Here is a 14,624-nt window from a genome sequence, read left to right as displayed (position 1 = left end):
GGCGTGCGCGAGCCGCTGAACCGTCGCGCCACCATCGACATCAACTTCTAAGATCGTGACAGGCGGCCGGAACCCGTTCCGGCCGCCGATCATGACCGATGAAGGTCGATGGCCATGGAAAAGCCGCCGGGGGGCCTCGCGCTTGCCGGCGGCTTTCTGCTATCGGGACCGCTCCGCATCGAAAGGTCTCGTCGCGGGCGTGACGAATCCGGCACAGGACAAGCGTCACGGTTTCGCTTTTTAGGACAAGTCGGTTGATCCCTGTGGCGAGGACGGCGACAAGACACATCAGTGTTGTTTCGGTTAATCGCCGGACGGGTCTGGACGCGGCGTGTCCGGCCCGGCGCAGTGGCGGCCGCGACTTCGACCGGCATGGGGGCCTGGTCTGATCATGGTGGAACTGCGTACCCCGGCGGGACCGGTCGCCATACCGCCGCGCCGTGCGGACGGCCATCGCGGTTCTCGCGCACGTCGCCTGACGGCTTTCCGTTCCTCCCTGGGCCTGCTGCGTCCGACCGAGGTCGAGCTGGCCGCCGCCGCGCGCGCCGCCCAGGATCCGAGCGCCCCCCTGGCCGGCCGTCGCTTCCTGATCGTCACCTGTCCGTTCGGCCCGTTCGGCCGGGTTCTGGCCCAGACGCTGAACGAACGTGGCGCCCAGGTGTCGCGCATGATCTTCAACGCCGGCGACGCCATGTACTGGCGCCGGCCCGGCGCGATCCGCTTCAAGGCGTCCGGGCGGCGCTGGCCCGCGCGCCTGGCCGAGCTGGCGCCCTATTTCACCGACATCGTCGTGTTCGGCGAGGGCGGGGCTTATAATCAGGCCGTCCTGTCCCAGGCGGAACAGCTTCAGGCCCGGGTCTGGGTTCTGGAGAACGGATACTTCCGGCCCGACTGGATCACGATCGAGCGCAATGGCGTCAATGCGTCCAGCGGCCTGCCGCGACGCCCGGCCGCCTATGCGGCGACCTCGCCCGAGCTGCCGGACGTGCGGCCGACCGGCAAGGTGCTGCCGCACCATGTGGTCAACATCAGCCTGTATCACCTGGCGCTTCTGCCGGGGCGGCTGTTCTATCCGCGCTATGTGGCCCCCTATACCCAGCCGCCGTGGCTGCAGTGCTTTGGCCATATCCGGCGCTATTTCAGTCTGGCCTTCCGGCGCAAGTCCGAGGCGGACGCCGCCGTGATCGCCGCGCGCGGTCCCTTCTATCTGGCCTGCCTGCAACGCGAGGGCGACGCCCAGCTGCTGCGGTATTCGCATTTCGCCGACAACACCGCCTTCCTGGCCGAGGTGATGACCAGCTTCGCCCGCCACGCCCCGCCCGAGGCGCGGCTGGTGGTCAAGAACCATCCTCTGGACCCCGGCCTGGTCGATCTGGCCAAGATGACGCGCGTCCTGGCCATCGAGCGCGGCCTGGCCGACCGGGTCGATTTCATCGACGGCGGCAATCTGGCCCAGCTGTGCCGCGCCTCGCGCGGCATGGTGGTCAACAATTCCTCGGCCGCCCTGTCGGCCCTGGGATTCCAGACGCCGGTCAAGGTGCTGGGCGACGCCTTCTTCGATATCGAGGGGCTGACGCACCAGGCGTCGCTGGATTCCTTCTGGCTCCGGCCTGCCGGGCCGGACATGGGCCTGTTCGCCCGGTTCCGCGCCCATGTGATCGCCCAGACCCAGGTCAACGGCAACTATCACGAGCCGGCGGCCCTGCGGCCCACGGCCGAAGGTCTGGCGAACGTGTTCCAGAGGCGGGCGGACTGACGACGCGCGCCGTTCGCTGAACCCGGCGCCGAAGCCGGGTGTGGCGTCCGCGCAACCCCTGTGGGCTGTCACGCGGCTGTCACATATCTGTCGCTGATGCGTTCAATGGGGGGCCTAGAGGGGCGGCATCCGGCATGACCGGACAGAATTCGGCCTTCCGCCGACTATGTTTGGTCGCCAATCAGGGGATGCTCCAATGTTCATGAAGAAGCTCAGCTGTGGGGTCTCCCTCGCGGCCATCGCGCTCGTCTCGGCCACCGCCGTGCACGCGCAGGAAACCACCGGCGCGATCCGCGGCCGGATCACCAACGAAGCCGGCGCTCCCGTGGGCGGCGCCACCGTGGTGATGACCCACCAGCCGACCGGCACCCAGGCGACCACCGTCGCCGACGCCAACGGCTTCTACAGCGCCCGCGGCCTGCGCGTCGGCGGTCCGTACACCATCGCCGTCAACGCCGGTGAAGGTTCGGGCATGGTCGAGCTGGGCGCCATCGGCGTCGGCGACCCCACCAACGCCAACGTCATGATCTTCAGCCAGGCCGCCTCGTCGGTCGAAGACATCGTCGTCTCGGGCCAGCGCTTCACCAACGACTTCGGCGCCGGTTCGGCGACCAACTACGGCGAATCGACCATCCAGTCGCTGCCGTCGATCAGCCGCGACCTGAAGGATGTGGCCCGCCTGGATCCGTTCGCGACCATCGACGCCTCGAACGAAGACGCCCTGTCCTTCGCCGGCGTCAACACCCGCCTGAACCAGCTGACCGTCGACGGCATCCGTCAGAACGACGAGTTCGGCCTGAACGGCAACGGCTATCCGACCCAGCGTTCGCCCATCTCGCTGGACTCGGTCCAGGCCGTGAACGTCTCGGCCGCGCCCTTCAGCGTCATCAACAACGGCTTCATCGGCGGCGCCATCAACGCCGTGACCAAGTCGGGCACCAACAGCTTCTCGGGTTCGGCCTTCTACGAGCGCTCGGACGACAGCATGGCGGGTGACCGCTACTGGGGCTACGACAACCGCACCCGCGTCAACGGTGTGGCCAACCCGGCCTATGGCTTCGGCAACCGTATCCCGTTCAACCGCGTGTTCGAAGAAACCACCTGGGGCGCGACCCTGGGCGGCCCGATCATCCAGGACACCCTGTTCTTCTTCCTGTCTTACGAAAAGTTCGAATCGCAGTTCTCGCTGACCGAAGGCCCGGTGAACGCCGGCTTCTCGTCGGATATCCCGCGCATCACCACCGCCGCGATCGACACCTTCCGCGCCTTCACTCAGTCGCGCTACAACTATGACCCGGGTTCGTACGTCGATCTGGCCCCGCCGGTCGAAGACGAGAAATACCTGATCAAGCTGGACTGGAACATCAACGATGACCACCGTCTGGCCCTGACCTTCCAGGAAACCGTCGGCACCTCGTTCAACGGTTCGTCGACCTCGGCCTTCGCCAACGGCAGCAGCGCCAGCCAGCCGCGTATCGGCCTGCAGTCCAGCCAGTGGGTCAAGGACGAGCGTCTGACCACCTACAACGCCCAGCTGAACTCGCAGTGGACGTCGAACTTCTCGACCGAACTGCGCTTCTCGTACAAGGAAACCGAGACCGACTCGCGTCCGGCCAACGGCCTGTCGGTCGGCCAGGTCACGGTCGTCGTTTCGGACCTGCCGGGCGTTCTGGCCGGCACCGGCACGCCGCAGATCCAGTTCGGCGCCGACAACTTCCGTCACGACAACTATCTGTACAGCGAGAACACCAGCTTCGAGGGCATCGCCCGCTACAGCTGGGGTGCGCACGACTTCCTGTTTGGCGCTCGCAACGAGCGTCGTGACTTCCTGAACGTCTTCGTTTCCCAATCGCTGGGCACCTGGACCTTCCGCAGCTGGGCCGACTTCCAGGCCGGCCGAATCGCCGGTTCGGACCTGTTCATCCGCGGCGCGGTCAACCCGTCGGGCGGCACGGTTCCGGCGGCCTTCGGCACCGCCCGCGACGGCGCGGTCGAGTTCGGCTACGACCTGTCGTCGCTGTACGCCGAAGACACTTGGCAGGTCGCCGACGACCTGCGCGTTAGCTACGGCCTGCGCTACGACTGGTTCTCGATGGACGACCGTCCGGTCCTGAACAACAACTTCGTCTCGCGTCAGGGCTTCGCCAACACGGCGAACCTGGACGGCCGCGATCTGTTCATGCCGCGCTTCGGGTTCAACTGGACGCCGGGCGAGTGGACCGTGTCGGGCGGCATCGGCCGCTTCTCGGCCATCGGCACCAACGTGCAGATCGGCAACCCGTTCGGCAACGACGGCGCCCGCATCACCAACTCGGTGTGCACCGGCACGGTCACGGGCGTCACCGACCTGACCACCCCGCCGGCCGGCCTGAACTGCACCTTCACGCCGGGCAACGGCAACGTCGTGGCCATGGACCCGAATTTCGAGGTTCCCTCGGCCTGGAAGTACAACCTGACCGTGGCGCGCGACTTCAGCCTGCCGCTGATCGAAGACTTCCGCCTGCAAGCCGACGTTCTGTACAACCAGTTCGAAAACGCCCTGTACTACACCGACCTGCGCGCCGTGCAGATCGGCACCGCTCCTGACGGCCGTCCGGTCTATGGCCGCTCGACCACGGGTGTGACGGGCGCCAACGTCTTCGACCTGCTGCTCAGCAACCTGGAAGACGGCGGTCACTCGTTCTCGGCCGCCCTGTCGGCTCAGAAGACCTGGCGTGAAGGCCTGTTCGACGGTCTGTCGGTCAACACCGCCTACACCTTCACCGACGCCGAGGACGGCAACCCGCTGACCTCGTCGCAGCCGGACTCGTCGTACGTCCGCTTCGCTTCGGCCGACCACAACAACCCGACCCTGTCGACGTCGGACTACGAAGTGCGTCACCGCTTCTCGGTCAACGCTTCGTGGGTGCGTGATCTCTTCGGCGACAACGAGACCCGCGTGAACATCTTCGCCCAGCGTCGTTCGGGCCTGCCGTTCTCGTACGTCTTCCACAACAGCCGTTCGGGCAGCCTGGACAACGACTTCGGCAACGCCGTGCCGCAGTCCTACTCCAACGCCCTGGGCACCTCGAACCACCTGTTCTACGTCCCGCAAGTCGACGGTTCGGGCAATGTGACGGCGACCAGCGACCCGCGTATCACCTACACGGGCATCAATCTGGCCGACTTCAACTCGTTCCTGCACAACACGGGCCTGATCAAGTACGCCGGTTCGATCGCGCCGCGTAACGGCTTCCGCACCGAAGCGGTCACCATCGTGGACCTGCGCCTGTCGCAGGAACTGCCGGTGCCCTTCATCCCGACCGGCAAGCTGAAGTTCTACATGGACATCGAGAACTTCGGTAACCTGCTGAACCCGTCGTGGGGCGTGAACGAGCAGTATCCCTTCTACAAGGGTGTCGGCACCGTGGTTCTGCAATGCCAGACCCCCGGTGGCGTCAACACCAGCTGCGCTACGCCGAACGCGGTGTTCAACTACTCGCAGCTGCAGACGCCGAACGCGGCGTCGGGCGCTTCGACCGCCGGCCTGGGCGCCGAAGCCCGTCGTCCCAGCACGCCGGGCGGCTGGTCGCCGTGGCAGGTCAAGCTGGGCGTCCGCTTCGACTTCTAAGCGACGCTTCTGCGATCTGAAGACGGTCAGGGCGGCTCCGAAAGGGGCCGCCCTTTCCTTTTGTGCTATGGGCCGTTGCAGCCGGGGAACGTCATCCCCATCTGGCCCGCTTTCGTCTCAGCCGCCGTTCAAGGACCGCCGACGCCGATGACCGCCTTCATCCCCGCCGAATGGGCGCCGCACCGGGCCATGTGGGTTGGCTGGCCCAGCCACGCCGACTTGTGGCAGGACGATCTGGAAGCCGCCCAGGCCGAGGTCGAGGCCCTGGTCCGCGCCCTGGCCGGGCCGGGCCGGGAGCAGGTGCGTCTGCTGGTCGGCCATGACGACGCCCTGGCCGACGCCCGCGCGCGCTTTGACGGCGTGGCGGGGGTTCAGGTGGTTGCCGGCCGGTTCGGCGACATCTGGCTAAGGGACACCGGGCCGATTTTCGGCGCGGGATCGGCGCGCGCGGCCGCCTTCCGCTTCAACGGCTGGGGCGGGAAGTACGAGCTGGAGCACGACGACACCGTGGCCGACCAGATCGGCGGCCATGCCGGCGTGCCTCTGGACCGGCACGATTTCATCCTGGAGGGCGGCGCCCTGGACCACGACGGGGCCGGGACCATACTGACCACCCGCCAGTGCCTGCTGAACCCCAACCGCAACACGGGCTGGACCGAAGCGGTGGCCCAAGAGGCTCTGACATCCTCGCTGAATGCAGCGCGGGTGGTGTGGCTGGGCGACGGCCTGCTGAACGACCATACCGACGGCCATGTCGACAACCTGGCGCGCTTCGTGGCGCCGGGGGTGGTGGCCTGTCCCATCGCCTATGGGCCCAAGGACCCGAACGCCGAGGTCTATGACGCCACGGCCGCCGCCCTGTCGGCCGCGGGCCTGCGCACCCTTCGCATCCCGTCGCCGGGTCTGGTGTCGGACGAGGACGAGCGGCCGATTCCCGCCAGCCACATGAATTTCCTGATCGCCAACGGCGCGGTGATCGTGCCCACCTATGGCGACGAAACAGCCGCGCGCCTGGCCTGCGAGGCCCTGGCCGCCGTCTATCCCGACCGGCAGATCATCCCCCTGCCGTCGACCGCCATCCTGACCGGCGGCGGATCCTTCCACTGCATCTCCCAGCAGGAGCCGGCATGACCCGCCAGATATCCGTCGCGGCCCTCCAGACGTCCTATGGCGACGACATTCAGGCCAATATCGACAAGACCATAGACCTGATCCGCCAGGCCGCAGCCCAGGGCGCCCAGGTCATCCTGCCCAGCGAACTGTTCCAGGGGCCGTATTTCTGCGTGTCGCAGGAGGAGCATTGGTTCGCCCACGCCTATGAGTGGCGCGAGCATCCGTGCGTGACACAGCTGGCGGCGGTGGCCAAGGAACTGGGCGTGGCCATTCCGGTCTCGATCTTCGAGCGGGCGGGGCCGCAGTATTACAACAGCCTGGTCATGCTGGACGCCGACGGTTCGGCCCTGGGCGTCTATCGCAAGAGCCATATTCCCGACGGGCCGGGGTATCAGGAGAAATACTATTTCCGGCCGGGCGATACGGGCTTCAAGGTCTGGAACACCCGGTTCGGCCGGGTCGGCGTCGGCATCTGCTGGGACCAGTGGTACCCTGAGACGGCGCGCGCCATGATGCTGATGGGGGCCGAGGTGCTGATGTATCCCACCGCCATCGGAACCGAGCCGCACGACGACAGCCTGGACACCGCCCAGCCGTGGCGTCGCGCCATGCAGGGTCATGCCGTGTCCAACGTCGTGCCGGTGGTCGGCGCCAACCGCATCGGCCACGAACAGGTGACGGCGGCGGGCCAGACCTTCTATGGCCACTCCTTCATCGCCGATCATCGCGGCGACCTGATCGAAAGCCTGGGCCGGGACGAAGAGGGCGTGCTGGTGCACAGCTTCGACCTGGACTTCCTGGATCGCCACCGCGCCGCCTGGGGCTTCTTCCGCGACCGCCGCACGGATCTGTATGGCCCGCTAATGGGCCACGGCGGCTAGAACCGGCTGACCGTATTGCCTGCCACGATATTGCCCGTGGCGTGGTCGCCGTCGTCGGCGCTGGAGCCGAACGGCCATCCGGCGTCGTCGCGGCAATAGCGGCGGTTCCCCTCGCGTGCGCCCACGACGACGGCGCGGCGACGGAACCAGCCGGCGCTGGTGAAGACATTGTCGGTGATCGTATTGCCGGACGGCGTCTGGTGGCGGATCACCCCGTCCTCGCCGCAGTTGCGATACAGGAAGACGCCGCCTCTCCCGCGAAGGGCGAAGCGATTGCCGGTGATGCGGTTGCGGGCCGAGCCGTCCACGGCGATCATCTCGCGCCCGGTGCGGATGTCGAAGACGCCGCCGGTGATGGCGTTTTCGGCGCTTTCGGCGTCCAGATAGACGGCCGTCGAAACCGACCGGCCGGTGAAGCGCGGCTGCTGGACGCTGACCCGCGTCACCCCCGGTCCGACATACAGCGGGATGGAGCCGGTGGCCGCAAAGGTGAGGTTGGTCAGCTGGATGCGCGTCGGCGCGGCGGCCTGGGCGGCGGCGGTATGACCGGCCGTGCGGGACGACGGCAGAAGGTCGCGCATCGACCCGCCGGCGCCCATGCCCCAGATGCGGATCGCGCCATGCACGGTGCAGTTTTCGATCCGCACGTCGGTGGGGCGGCGCCAGCCGGTCCCGTCAGCCTGGGAGACGATATAGACGGTCGGCGCACGTGTGGTGGTCGCCGCGCCCGCAACGCCCAGGGCGCCGCCGCGACAGTCGATGCCCGCGCCCGACGCCCCCTCGCCCTCGATCACGATGCGCCGGGTCACCCGCGTGTCGGGCGACAGCACGGCGCGGCAGGCCAGAAGGACGGGCTGGTCCGAGGCGGCGGTCAGTTCGGCCGTTTCCGCCGCCGTGCAGGGGAGGGCCGCCGGCAGCGGGGGCGCCGTCTGGCCCAGCAGGCTCAGGATCAGGCCGATCACAGGCCCGCCGTGTCCAGCGCCCGGCGCTCGGCGGCGCAGGCCGGGTGGGTGCGGCCGGTGGCGCGCAGACGCACAATCTCGTCACTTGCCGCCGCCACATCGGCGCGCCAGGCGGCGTCCTGGGCCTGGGCCTGAACCAGCTGTCGGGCCAAAGCGCGCCCGGCCTCGACATCGGCGGGGCTGTTCAGGGCGCAGATCGCCGCGCTGTCGCCCAGCGCCCGGCCGATGGCGCGCACCGCCTCGGCCCGGTCGGGCGCCGCCGCCGCCAGGGCCTCGGCATAGGCGACGGCGTAAAGGGCTGGGCGTGACGGCCAGGCCGTGCGGTTGCGCCCCTCGGCGTCCAGGCGCACGCAGGCGGCGCGCTCGGCGTCCAGGGCGACGGGCCGGGGCCGGTCGAACCGCACCGACGCCGCCTGGGCCAGGTCGACCGCATCGTGCATCAGTCGCTGGGCCAGGCGCTTCAAGGCGGGAATGCCGTCTGCGTCCGCCGTGCGCACGCCCAGGGCGCAGTCGAAATGCTGTAACGCCAGGGGCGGGCTCAGTTCCGCATGGGCGGTGGCCATCAGCCAGCGGTCGGTGTGTTCGAACCTGCGCAGGGCCGCCGAGGCCGCCCGGTCGGCGCGATCGTCGGCGCTGTCGGGCGCGGGCGGGGCGGGCAGGGTCTGGGCCAGGGCCTGAACCGAAGCGGCGGGCAGATAGCCTTCGATGCGCGGGGCCGAAACCTCGGGCGTGGTGACGCAGGCGGCCAGCAGCCCCGACGCGGCCATGGCGGCCGCGCGGCGGATCACTGGCCGGCGCTCCAGGTCAGTTGCACCGAGGCGCCGCCCGTGTCGGTGGGCGAGGCCACGACCTGAAGTTCGGCCGAGCCGGCGTCGCCGCCCGAAGCGCCATAGGCCCGCACCGCGCCCTGGTTCATGGCCATGACCGACTTCAGGCCCGCCGCTTCGGCGCGGGTGCGATAGAAGGCGATGACGTCTTCGGGTGCGTCGGCGACGGTGAAGGTCATGATGCCGCCACGTCCGCCGTCGGCCAGGGTGGGCGCGCCGTCCACGGCGGCCTCGGGATAAAGAACGGCGAACACCGGTGCGCCCTGGGCCGCAGGCGCGGCGGCGACCGCTGGCATGGCGGCGGGTGCGGGGGCCGGGACGGGCGCGGTCGAGGCGGCCTCGGGGCCGGTTTCGGCCGGGGCCTTCTCAGCCTTGGGCGCCGGGTTGCAGGCGGCGAGGGCCAGAACGCTGAAACCCAGGGCGACGGCCGGCAGACGACGGATCATACGAAGCGACCTCAGAAATTCACGCGGGGCAAGGTGGCCCAAGCCTGTGGCCGCGGCAAGGCGCCGTTGCGGACGAAAGGCGCCGTCAACCGGTGGCGGCGTCCACGTCGTCGCCGGACGCCTTTGGGTCGGCCTTGTCGTTTGTCTTCAGGCTGGTCTGGGCCTCCGGCGCGGCGGGCGATCCGTCCGGCTGGGCCTGGCCCTGGCGTTTCAGGTCGGCGTTGACGGCCGCCTGGGCCGCGTCGCGGTCCGAGCCGGTGGCGGCCCCGCCCTGGAGCGAGCCGGCGCGGGTGTCCGAGCCGGAATCGGTGCCGCTGAGCGCATCGATCAGGGCGTCGGACTTGCGGCCCAGGTCGGGGCGTTCGCCGGTCTCGTCGGCTTCACGGGCGTCTTCGGCCAGGTGGTGATCGGTCATGGTGCGGCTCCTTCATCAAGGAGAAGCCGCCCGCGACGCGCCGGTTCCCGCAAAGCAGAAGGGGCGCCCTTTCGAGCGCCCCTTGCATCGATCGTCTGGCGACGTGAACGGTCTTACTTCCCGAACAGCTTGGCCCAGCGCGGCTTGGTCCGGCTCTTCCAGGCGCCGCGGTGATAGGCGTCCGAACCGATCAGCGGCACGACCGTGGTCGCCTCGGCGAAGACCATCTGTTCGAAGGTGGTGTCCACCTTGCCCCACGACGCCGCCTCTTTCAGCGTGGACGACGAGCAGGCGCCGTCGCGCACGTCGGCGACCGTGATCTGGACGGCGTATTTGTGCATGTCGGCCTCGACGCCCAGGATTTCGGCGCAGACCACGGTGTCCTGGGCGAAGTTTTTCGGAACCCCGCCGCCGACCATGAACAGGCCGGTGGTGCCCGCCGCGATCTTGATGTCGGTCAGTTCGCGGAAGTCGGCGATGGCGTCCAGCATCATATAGGGCTGACCGGCGGCGGCCCGCTCCTTCTGGTGCTTGACCAGGCCGAAACCGGCCGAGGAGTCCACGAAGGCCGGGCAGAAGATCGGCACGCCCTCTTCATAGGCGGTCTGGATCAGCGAACCGGGCTTCTTGGCGTTGCCTTCCGACAGCCATTTGCCCATCTCCCAGATGAACTCGCGGCTGGAATAGCCGCGCGGCTCCAGACGGTTGGCGATCTCCAGGATGGTGTGGTCGCAGGCCTGGAGTTCTTCTTCGTCGATATAGGTGTCGTAGATCCGGTCGATGTAGTTGTCGCGCAGGACGTTGTCGTCCACCGGGCCGGCGGCCTGATAGTGTTTGAAGCCCAGGGCCTCGAAGAAATCCATGTCCACGATGCTGGCGCCGGTGGCGACCACGGCGTCGATCATGCCCAGCTTCACCATGTCGCGATACACATGCATGCAGCCGCCGGCCGAGGTGGAGCCGGCCAGGATCAGCCAGGGCGAGCAGGCCTTGTCTTCCAGCGCCATGTTGAAGATGTCGGCGGCGCGGGCGGTGTCGCGGCTCGAGAACGACATCTTGCGCATGCTGTCGATGATCGGGCGGGCGTCGAAGCTGGTGATGTCCACGTGCTCGACGGTGTTCTGAAGCAGCTCGGCCTTGGTGTTGGCTTGAACGGGAGCGTTCATTTCGGCGGTTTCCCTCTGATTTGAGCGCCCGTCGTCAAAAGGAACAGCGGCCCGGACGGAGCGACGGGCCGCTGCAATCTATAACGCCTTGGCGACGGTTTAGCGCCGCGCCTTCTTGCGCTGGCCGGCCTTGCCCTTGGGGCGCGACAGACGGACGACCTTGCGCGCCTGCTCTTCCGCCGTGGTGCGCACGGTCGGGATGGAGCGGGGGGCCAGGCCGTACAGCGACGCCATCGGCGCATCCTCGACCATGGCGACCTCATGTTCGCCATAGCCGTTGAAGCCGGTCGACATGGCCACGCCATAGGCGCCCAGCATGCCGATCTCGATGAAGTCGCCTTCGCGCACATCGGCCGGCAGCCAGAACGGGCCGGGCATGTGGTCGATGCTGTCGCAGGTCGGGCCGTAGAAGCGGAAGGGCTTCAGCTCGGCCGAGGCCGCGCCTCCCTTTTCAGAATCTGGGCGCACCAGCTTGGTCGGGAAGGGCCAGCGGCTGTGGGTCGCATCGAACAGCGAGCCGTACGACCCGTCGTTCAGATAAAGCGCGTCGCCCTTGCGCAGGTCCACGCGGGCCAGAACCGACGACGATTCCGCCACCAGGGCCCGGCCCGGCTCGCACCACAGTTCGGTGGTTTCCGACACCGGCATCTCGTTGAAGCCGCGATGGATGGCGTCGGCGTATTCGCTCATGTCCGGCGGGACCATGCCCGGATAGACCGACGGGAAGCCGCCGCCGACATCGACGATGTCCACGATCACGCCCGCGCGGCTGATGGCGCGACCGACCTGGGCCATGGCGGCCTGGTAGGCGGTCGGGCGCATGCATTGCGAACCGACGTGGAACGACACCCCCATCAGCCCGTCGCGCACCGCCTGGCGCGTGGCCAGAAGCAGGGCGGGGGCCGCATCCGGCGAGACGCCGAACTTGCCCGACAGCGTATAGGCCGCGCCGTCCGCCGACACGGCCATGCGCACGACCAGATTCAGGTCCGGCGCGTTCCCGGTGGCGTCGATGATCTTGGCCAGCTCGTCATGGCTGTCCAGGGCGAAGGTGCGGACGCCGTGCTCGAAATAGGCCTTGGTGATGGCGGCCCGGCTCTTGACCGGGTGCATGAAGGCCAGGCGCGCGTCGGCGCTGACCGAACGCACCAGTTCAATCTCGGCGACCGAGGCCACGTCGAAGGCGGTGACGCCCGCGTCCACCAGGGTCTCGATGACCCAGCGCGAAGGGTTCGCCTTCACCGCATAGAAGACGTCGGCTTTCAGATTATCCTGGAACCAGCGCGCCGCTACGGAAACCGAGCGCGGTCGCACGAGGGCGACAGGACGCTCAGGGGACCGCTCGCGGACCAGGTCCAGGGGAAGCTGGTACGTGCGCAATTCACGTAACCCCCTGTTGATAGTTAAACCCAGACCGGCGTTAGCGGCGCAAGCAAGGACCTACGGGGTCCGCCGGAACGCGCGATATGAGGTCATCGCGCTGTCATGTAAAGGGGTTTTTTCGTGGCGAGAAAATCAGGAAACCGATGACCGATCCCACCGTCCAGGCGGCCCTTATTCAGGCTGCGCCACAGTTCCTGCTGGTCGTCGCCGCCTGCGTCGGCGCGGGCTGGGCCGTGTACAATCACCACAAGCGCCAGCGGCTGGAGGCGGCGCGGTGGCTGCAGCAGCTGTATTCGGAATTCTACAACTCGGTCCGGTTCGATGAAATGCGTATCGGGCTGGAGTACCGCTATCTCGGAATGGTCGCGCCCATCATCCAGAAACGGATATCGGACCGTCACTTGGTGCTGAGTCAGAGCGAGCAGGAATTCCTGCGGCACTTCGACAACTTTCTGAATTATTTCGAGAATATTCTGTACATGCTGGAGTCGAAACAGGTTCGGCGCAGCGATGTGCTGGCGATGTTCGAATATTGGATGGATCTGATGCGGTCCGATCCGTTCGGCATATTGCGCGCCTACACCGCCTTCGGGTTCGAGCGCCTGGCGGGCGAGCTGGGCGCCGTGCCGGTGCGCCATGTCTTCCTGACCGACCGCCAGCTGGCGGTCGTCGCCCAGCAGGCGCCGGCCCTGTCCGCACGTCTGGGGCCGGGGCAGTCGGGGTCGGTGCGCATCGCCGGCGAGAGCCCCGGCGTGCGCGATCTGGACCTGAGTTGCGAGGTTTCCGCCACGGGACGGCTGTTCGCCTTCGACGATACCCGCGAGGGCGTGGAGGCGGCCGGGCGGCTGGACGCCGTGCTTGATTTCGATCCCATGCACTCCCAGCTAGGGGCCTGCACCCGCATGTGCGTCAGGGCCTATGCACCCGATAGCGGCGTGGCGATGGATGCGTGGGCCTATTTCAGGAGCGATTCCTCGGATCAGCAGATCGGAGGACTCCAGCAGGAGTACACGGTGTCGCTAGACGTGTCCGGCGTGACCCATCTGGTTCTTTACGGCTCCCTGCGGCGATCAGAGCCGGATTTCGCCACCCTGCGCCTGGATGAGGGTCTGCGTCATGTCGGCCCGACCCAGATCCGCGGCGCCATGATCGACCTGGGCGCCTATCCGGGCGTCTATCTGGACGGCGAGGGCGAGTTCACCGGCGAGCTGTACGAAGTCGTCGACCCGGAAGTGTTCAAGCGGCTGGATCAGCACGAACTGTTCAACCCCAACGACACGCGCGTGTTCAATCGTCGCGCCCGCACGGGGTCGCTTTATATCCGGCGTGTCGCCGCCACCACTGCGGGCGTCCGTGCGTTCGTCTATGTCTATAATGGCGAAGAGGTGGAGGGCGGCGTTCGCACCGGCCCGGTGGTCCCGCACGGCGACTGGCTGCGCCATCAGAGCGAAAGGCGCGGTTGACGCATCGTCCGCTGGACGAAATCGCCGCCCGCGTGCCATTAAGACTTGCCCGCGCGGCCCATTCGGGTCATGCGGCTTGCCCCAGCAACAGCCGTCCGCGCAGGTCATGACCACCGCCACAGCCGCTGTCGCGTCCGTTCGGGACGTGTCCAAAACCTTCGGCGCCCGCAAGGCTCTGGATGGCGTCTCCGTCCAGATCGCCGCCGGCGAGATGGTCGCCCTGATCGGGCCGTCCGGCTCGGGCAAGTCGACGCTGCTGCGTTCGATCACCGGCCTGCAGTCGATCGACGGCGGCAAGGGGACCATCGAGGTCTTTGGCCAGACGGTGCAGAAGAACGGCCGCGTCACCGGCGCCGTGCGCGATGCGCGCCGCCAGCTGGGCATGATCTTCCAGCAGTTCAATCTGGTCGGGCGGCTCAGCCTGTTCTCGAACGTCATGCTGGGCGCCCTGGGGCGCCTGCCGGGCTGGCGCGGCCTGCTGGGTGTATGGCCCGCCGCGGACAAGGCCATGGCCATGGCGGCCCTGCACCGCGTCGGCGTGTCCGATTACGCCGCCCAGCGCGCCAACACCCTGTCGGGCGGCCAGCAGCAGCGCGGCGCCA

12 protein-coding genes are annotated in these 14,624 nt (G+C 67.9%); 6 read left to right on the top strand and 6 right to left on the bottom strand.

All coding sequences use genetic code 11. The features are described from left to right. Positions 1-391 precede the first annotated feature (391 nt). The 4 genes from Q0581_RS14330 to aguB all read left to right on the top strand — a co-directional run bounded on the left by Q0581_RS14330 (position 392) and on the right by aguB (position 7,360). On the top strand, positions 392-1,756 hold the full coding sequence (locus tag Q0581_RS14330) for a capsular biosynthesis protein (RefSeq protein WP_298701133.1): 1,365 nt from the start codon (positions 392-394) through the stop codon (positions 1,754-1,756). 196 nt (positions 1,757-1,952) lie between these two features. Continuing rightward, the gene (locus Q0581_RS14325) at positions 1,953-5,366 is read left to right on the top strand and encodes a TonB-dependent receptor (protein WP_298701132.1); all 3,414 of its coding nucleotides are present in this window, start codon (positions 1,953-1,955) and stop codon (positions 5,364-5,366) included. 147 nt (positions 5,367-5,513) lie between these two features. Continuing rightward, a complete protein-coding gene (locus tag Q0581_RS14320; protein WP_298701131.1) occupies positions 5,514-6,497 on the top strand; it encodes an agmatine deiminase family protein in 984 nt (327 codons plus the stop codon). Further along, positions 6,494-7,360 carry an N-carbamoylputrescine amidase gene (gene aguB, locus Q0581_RS14315; protein WP_298701130.1) on the top strand — a complete coding sequence of 289 codons (867 nt, stop codon included), beginning with the start codon at positions 6,494-6,496 and terminating at the stop codon, positions 7,358-7,360. The genes Q0581_RS14320 and aguB overlap by 4 nt, the downstream gene beginning before the upstream one ends. Here aguB and Q0581_RS14310 read toward each other — a convergent pair. The 6 genes from Q0581_RS14310 to Q0581_RS14285 all read right to left on the bottom strand — a co-directional run bounded on the left by Q0581_RS14310 (position 7,357) and on the right by Q0581_RS14285 (position 12,556). Beyond that, complete coding sequence (locus tag Q0581_RS14310) at positions 7,357-8,322, bottom strand: right-handed parallel beta-helix repeat-containing protein (protein ID WP_298701129.1); 966 nt, start codon at positions 8,320-8,322, stop codon at positions 7,357-7,359. The two genes, aguB and Q0581_RS14310, sit on opposite strands and share 4 nt — an antisense overlap. Continuing rightward, positions 8,319-9,110 carry a PA-phosphatase gene (locus Q0581_RS14305; RefSeq protein WP_298701128.1) on the bottom strand — a complete coding sequence of 264 codons (792 nt, stop codon included), beginning with the start codon at positions 9,108-9,110 and terminating at the stop codon, positions 8,319-8,321. The genes Q0581_RS14310 and Q0581_RS14305 overlap by 4 nt, the downstream gene beginning before the upstream one ends. Continuing rightward, positions 9,107-9,595, bottom strand: coding sequence for a hypothetical protein (locus Q0581_RS14300; RefSeq protein WP_298701127.1), 489 nt, complete (start codon positions 9,593-9,595; stop codon positions 9,107-9,109). Before Q0581_RS14300 ends, Q0581_RS14305 begins: the two co-directional genes overlap by 4 nt. Before the next feature lie 85 nt (positions 9,596-9,680). After that, the gene (locus tag Q0581_RS14295; RefSeq protein WP_298701126.1) at positions 9,681-10,010 is read right to left on the bottom strand and encodes a ribonuclease; all 330 of its coding nucleotides are present in this window, start codon (positions 10,008-10,010) and stop codon (positions 9,681-9,683) included. A gap of 113 nt (positions 10,011-10,123) precedes the next feature. Further along, entirely contained in the window at positions 10,124-11,176 is a 1,053-nt protein-coding gene (locus Q0581_RS14290) for a deoxyhypusine synthase (protein WP_298701125.1), read from the bottom strand. Between the two features lie 99 nt (positions 11,177-11,275). After that, positions 11,276-12,556 (bottom strand): type III PLP-dependent enzyme, encoded by a 1,281-nt coding sequence (locus Q0581_RS14285; protein ID WP_298701124.1) that lies wholly within the window; start codon positions 12,554-12,556, stop codon positions 11,276-11,278. Between the two features lie 146 nt (positions 12,557-12,702). On the opposite strand from Q0581_RS14285, the gene Q0581_RS14280 reads away from it, so the two are divergent. Both Q0581_RS14280 and Q0581_RS14275 read left to right on the top strand, forming a co-directional pair. Next, the gene (locus Q0581_RS14280; protein WP_298701123.1) at positions 12,703-14,022 is read left to right on the top strand and encodes a gamma-glutamylcyclotransferase family protein; all 1,320 of its coding nucleotides are present in this window, start codon (positions 12,703-12,705) and stop codon (positions 14,020-14,022) included. 106 nt (positions 14,023-14,128) lie between these two features. Continuing rightward, positions 14,129-14,624: ATP-binding cassette domain-containing protein (locus Q0581_RS14275; protein WP_298701122.1), on the top strand; the 496-nt coding region annotated here is incomplete at its 3' end.

The sequence above is a fragment of the uncultured Brevundimonas sp. genome (assembly GCF_937863155.1).
In the GTDB taxonomy this organism is placed as follows: Bacteria; Pseudomonadota; Alphaproteobacteria; order Caulobacterales; family Caulobacteraceae; genus Brevundimonas.
This window is presented reverse-complemented; position numbering and strand designations above follow the sequence as displayed.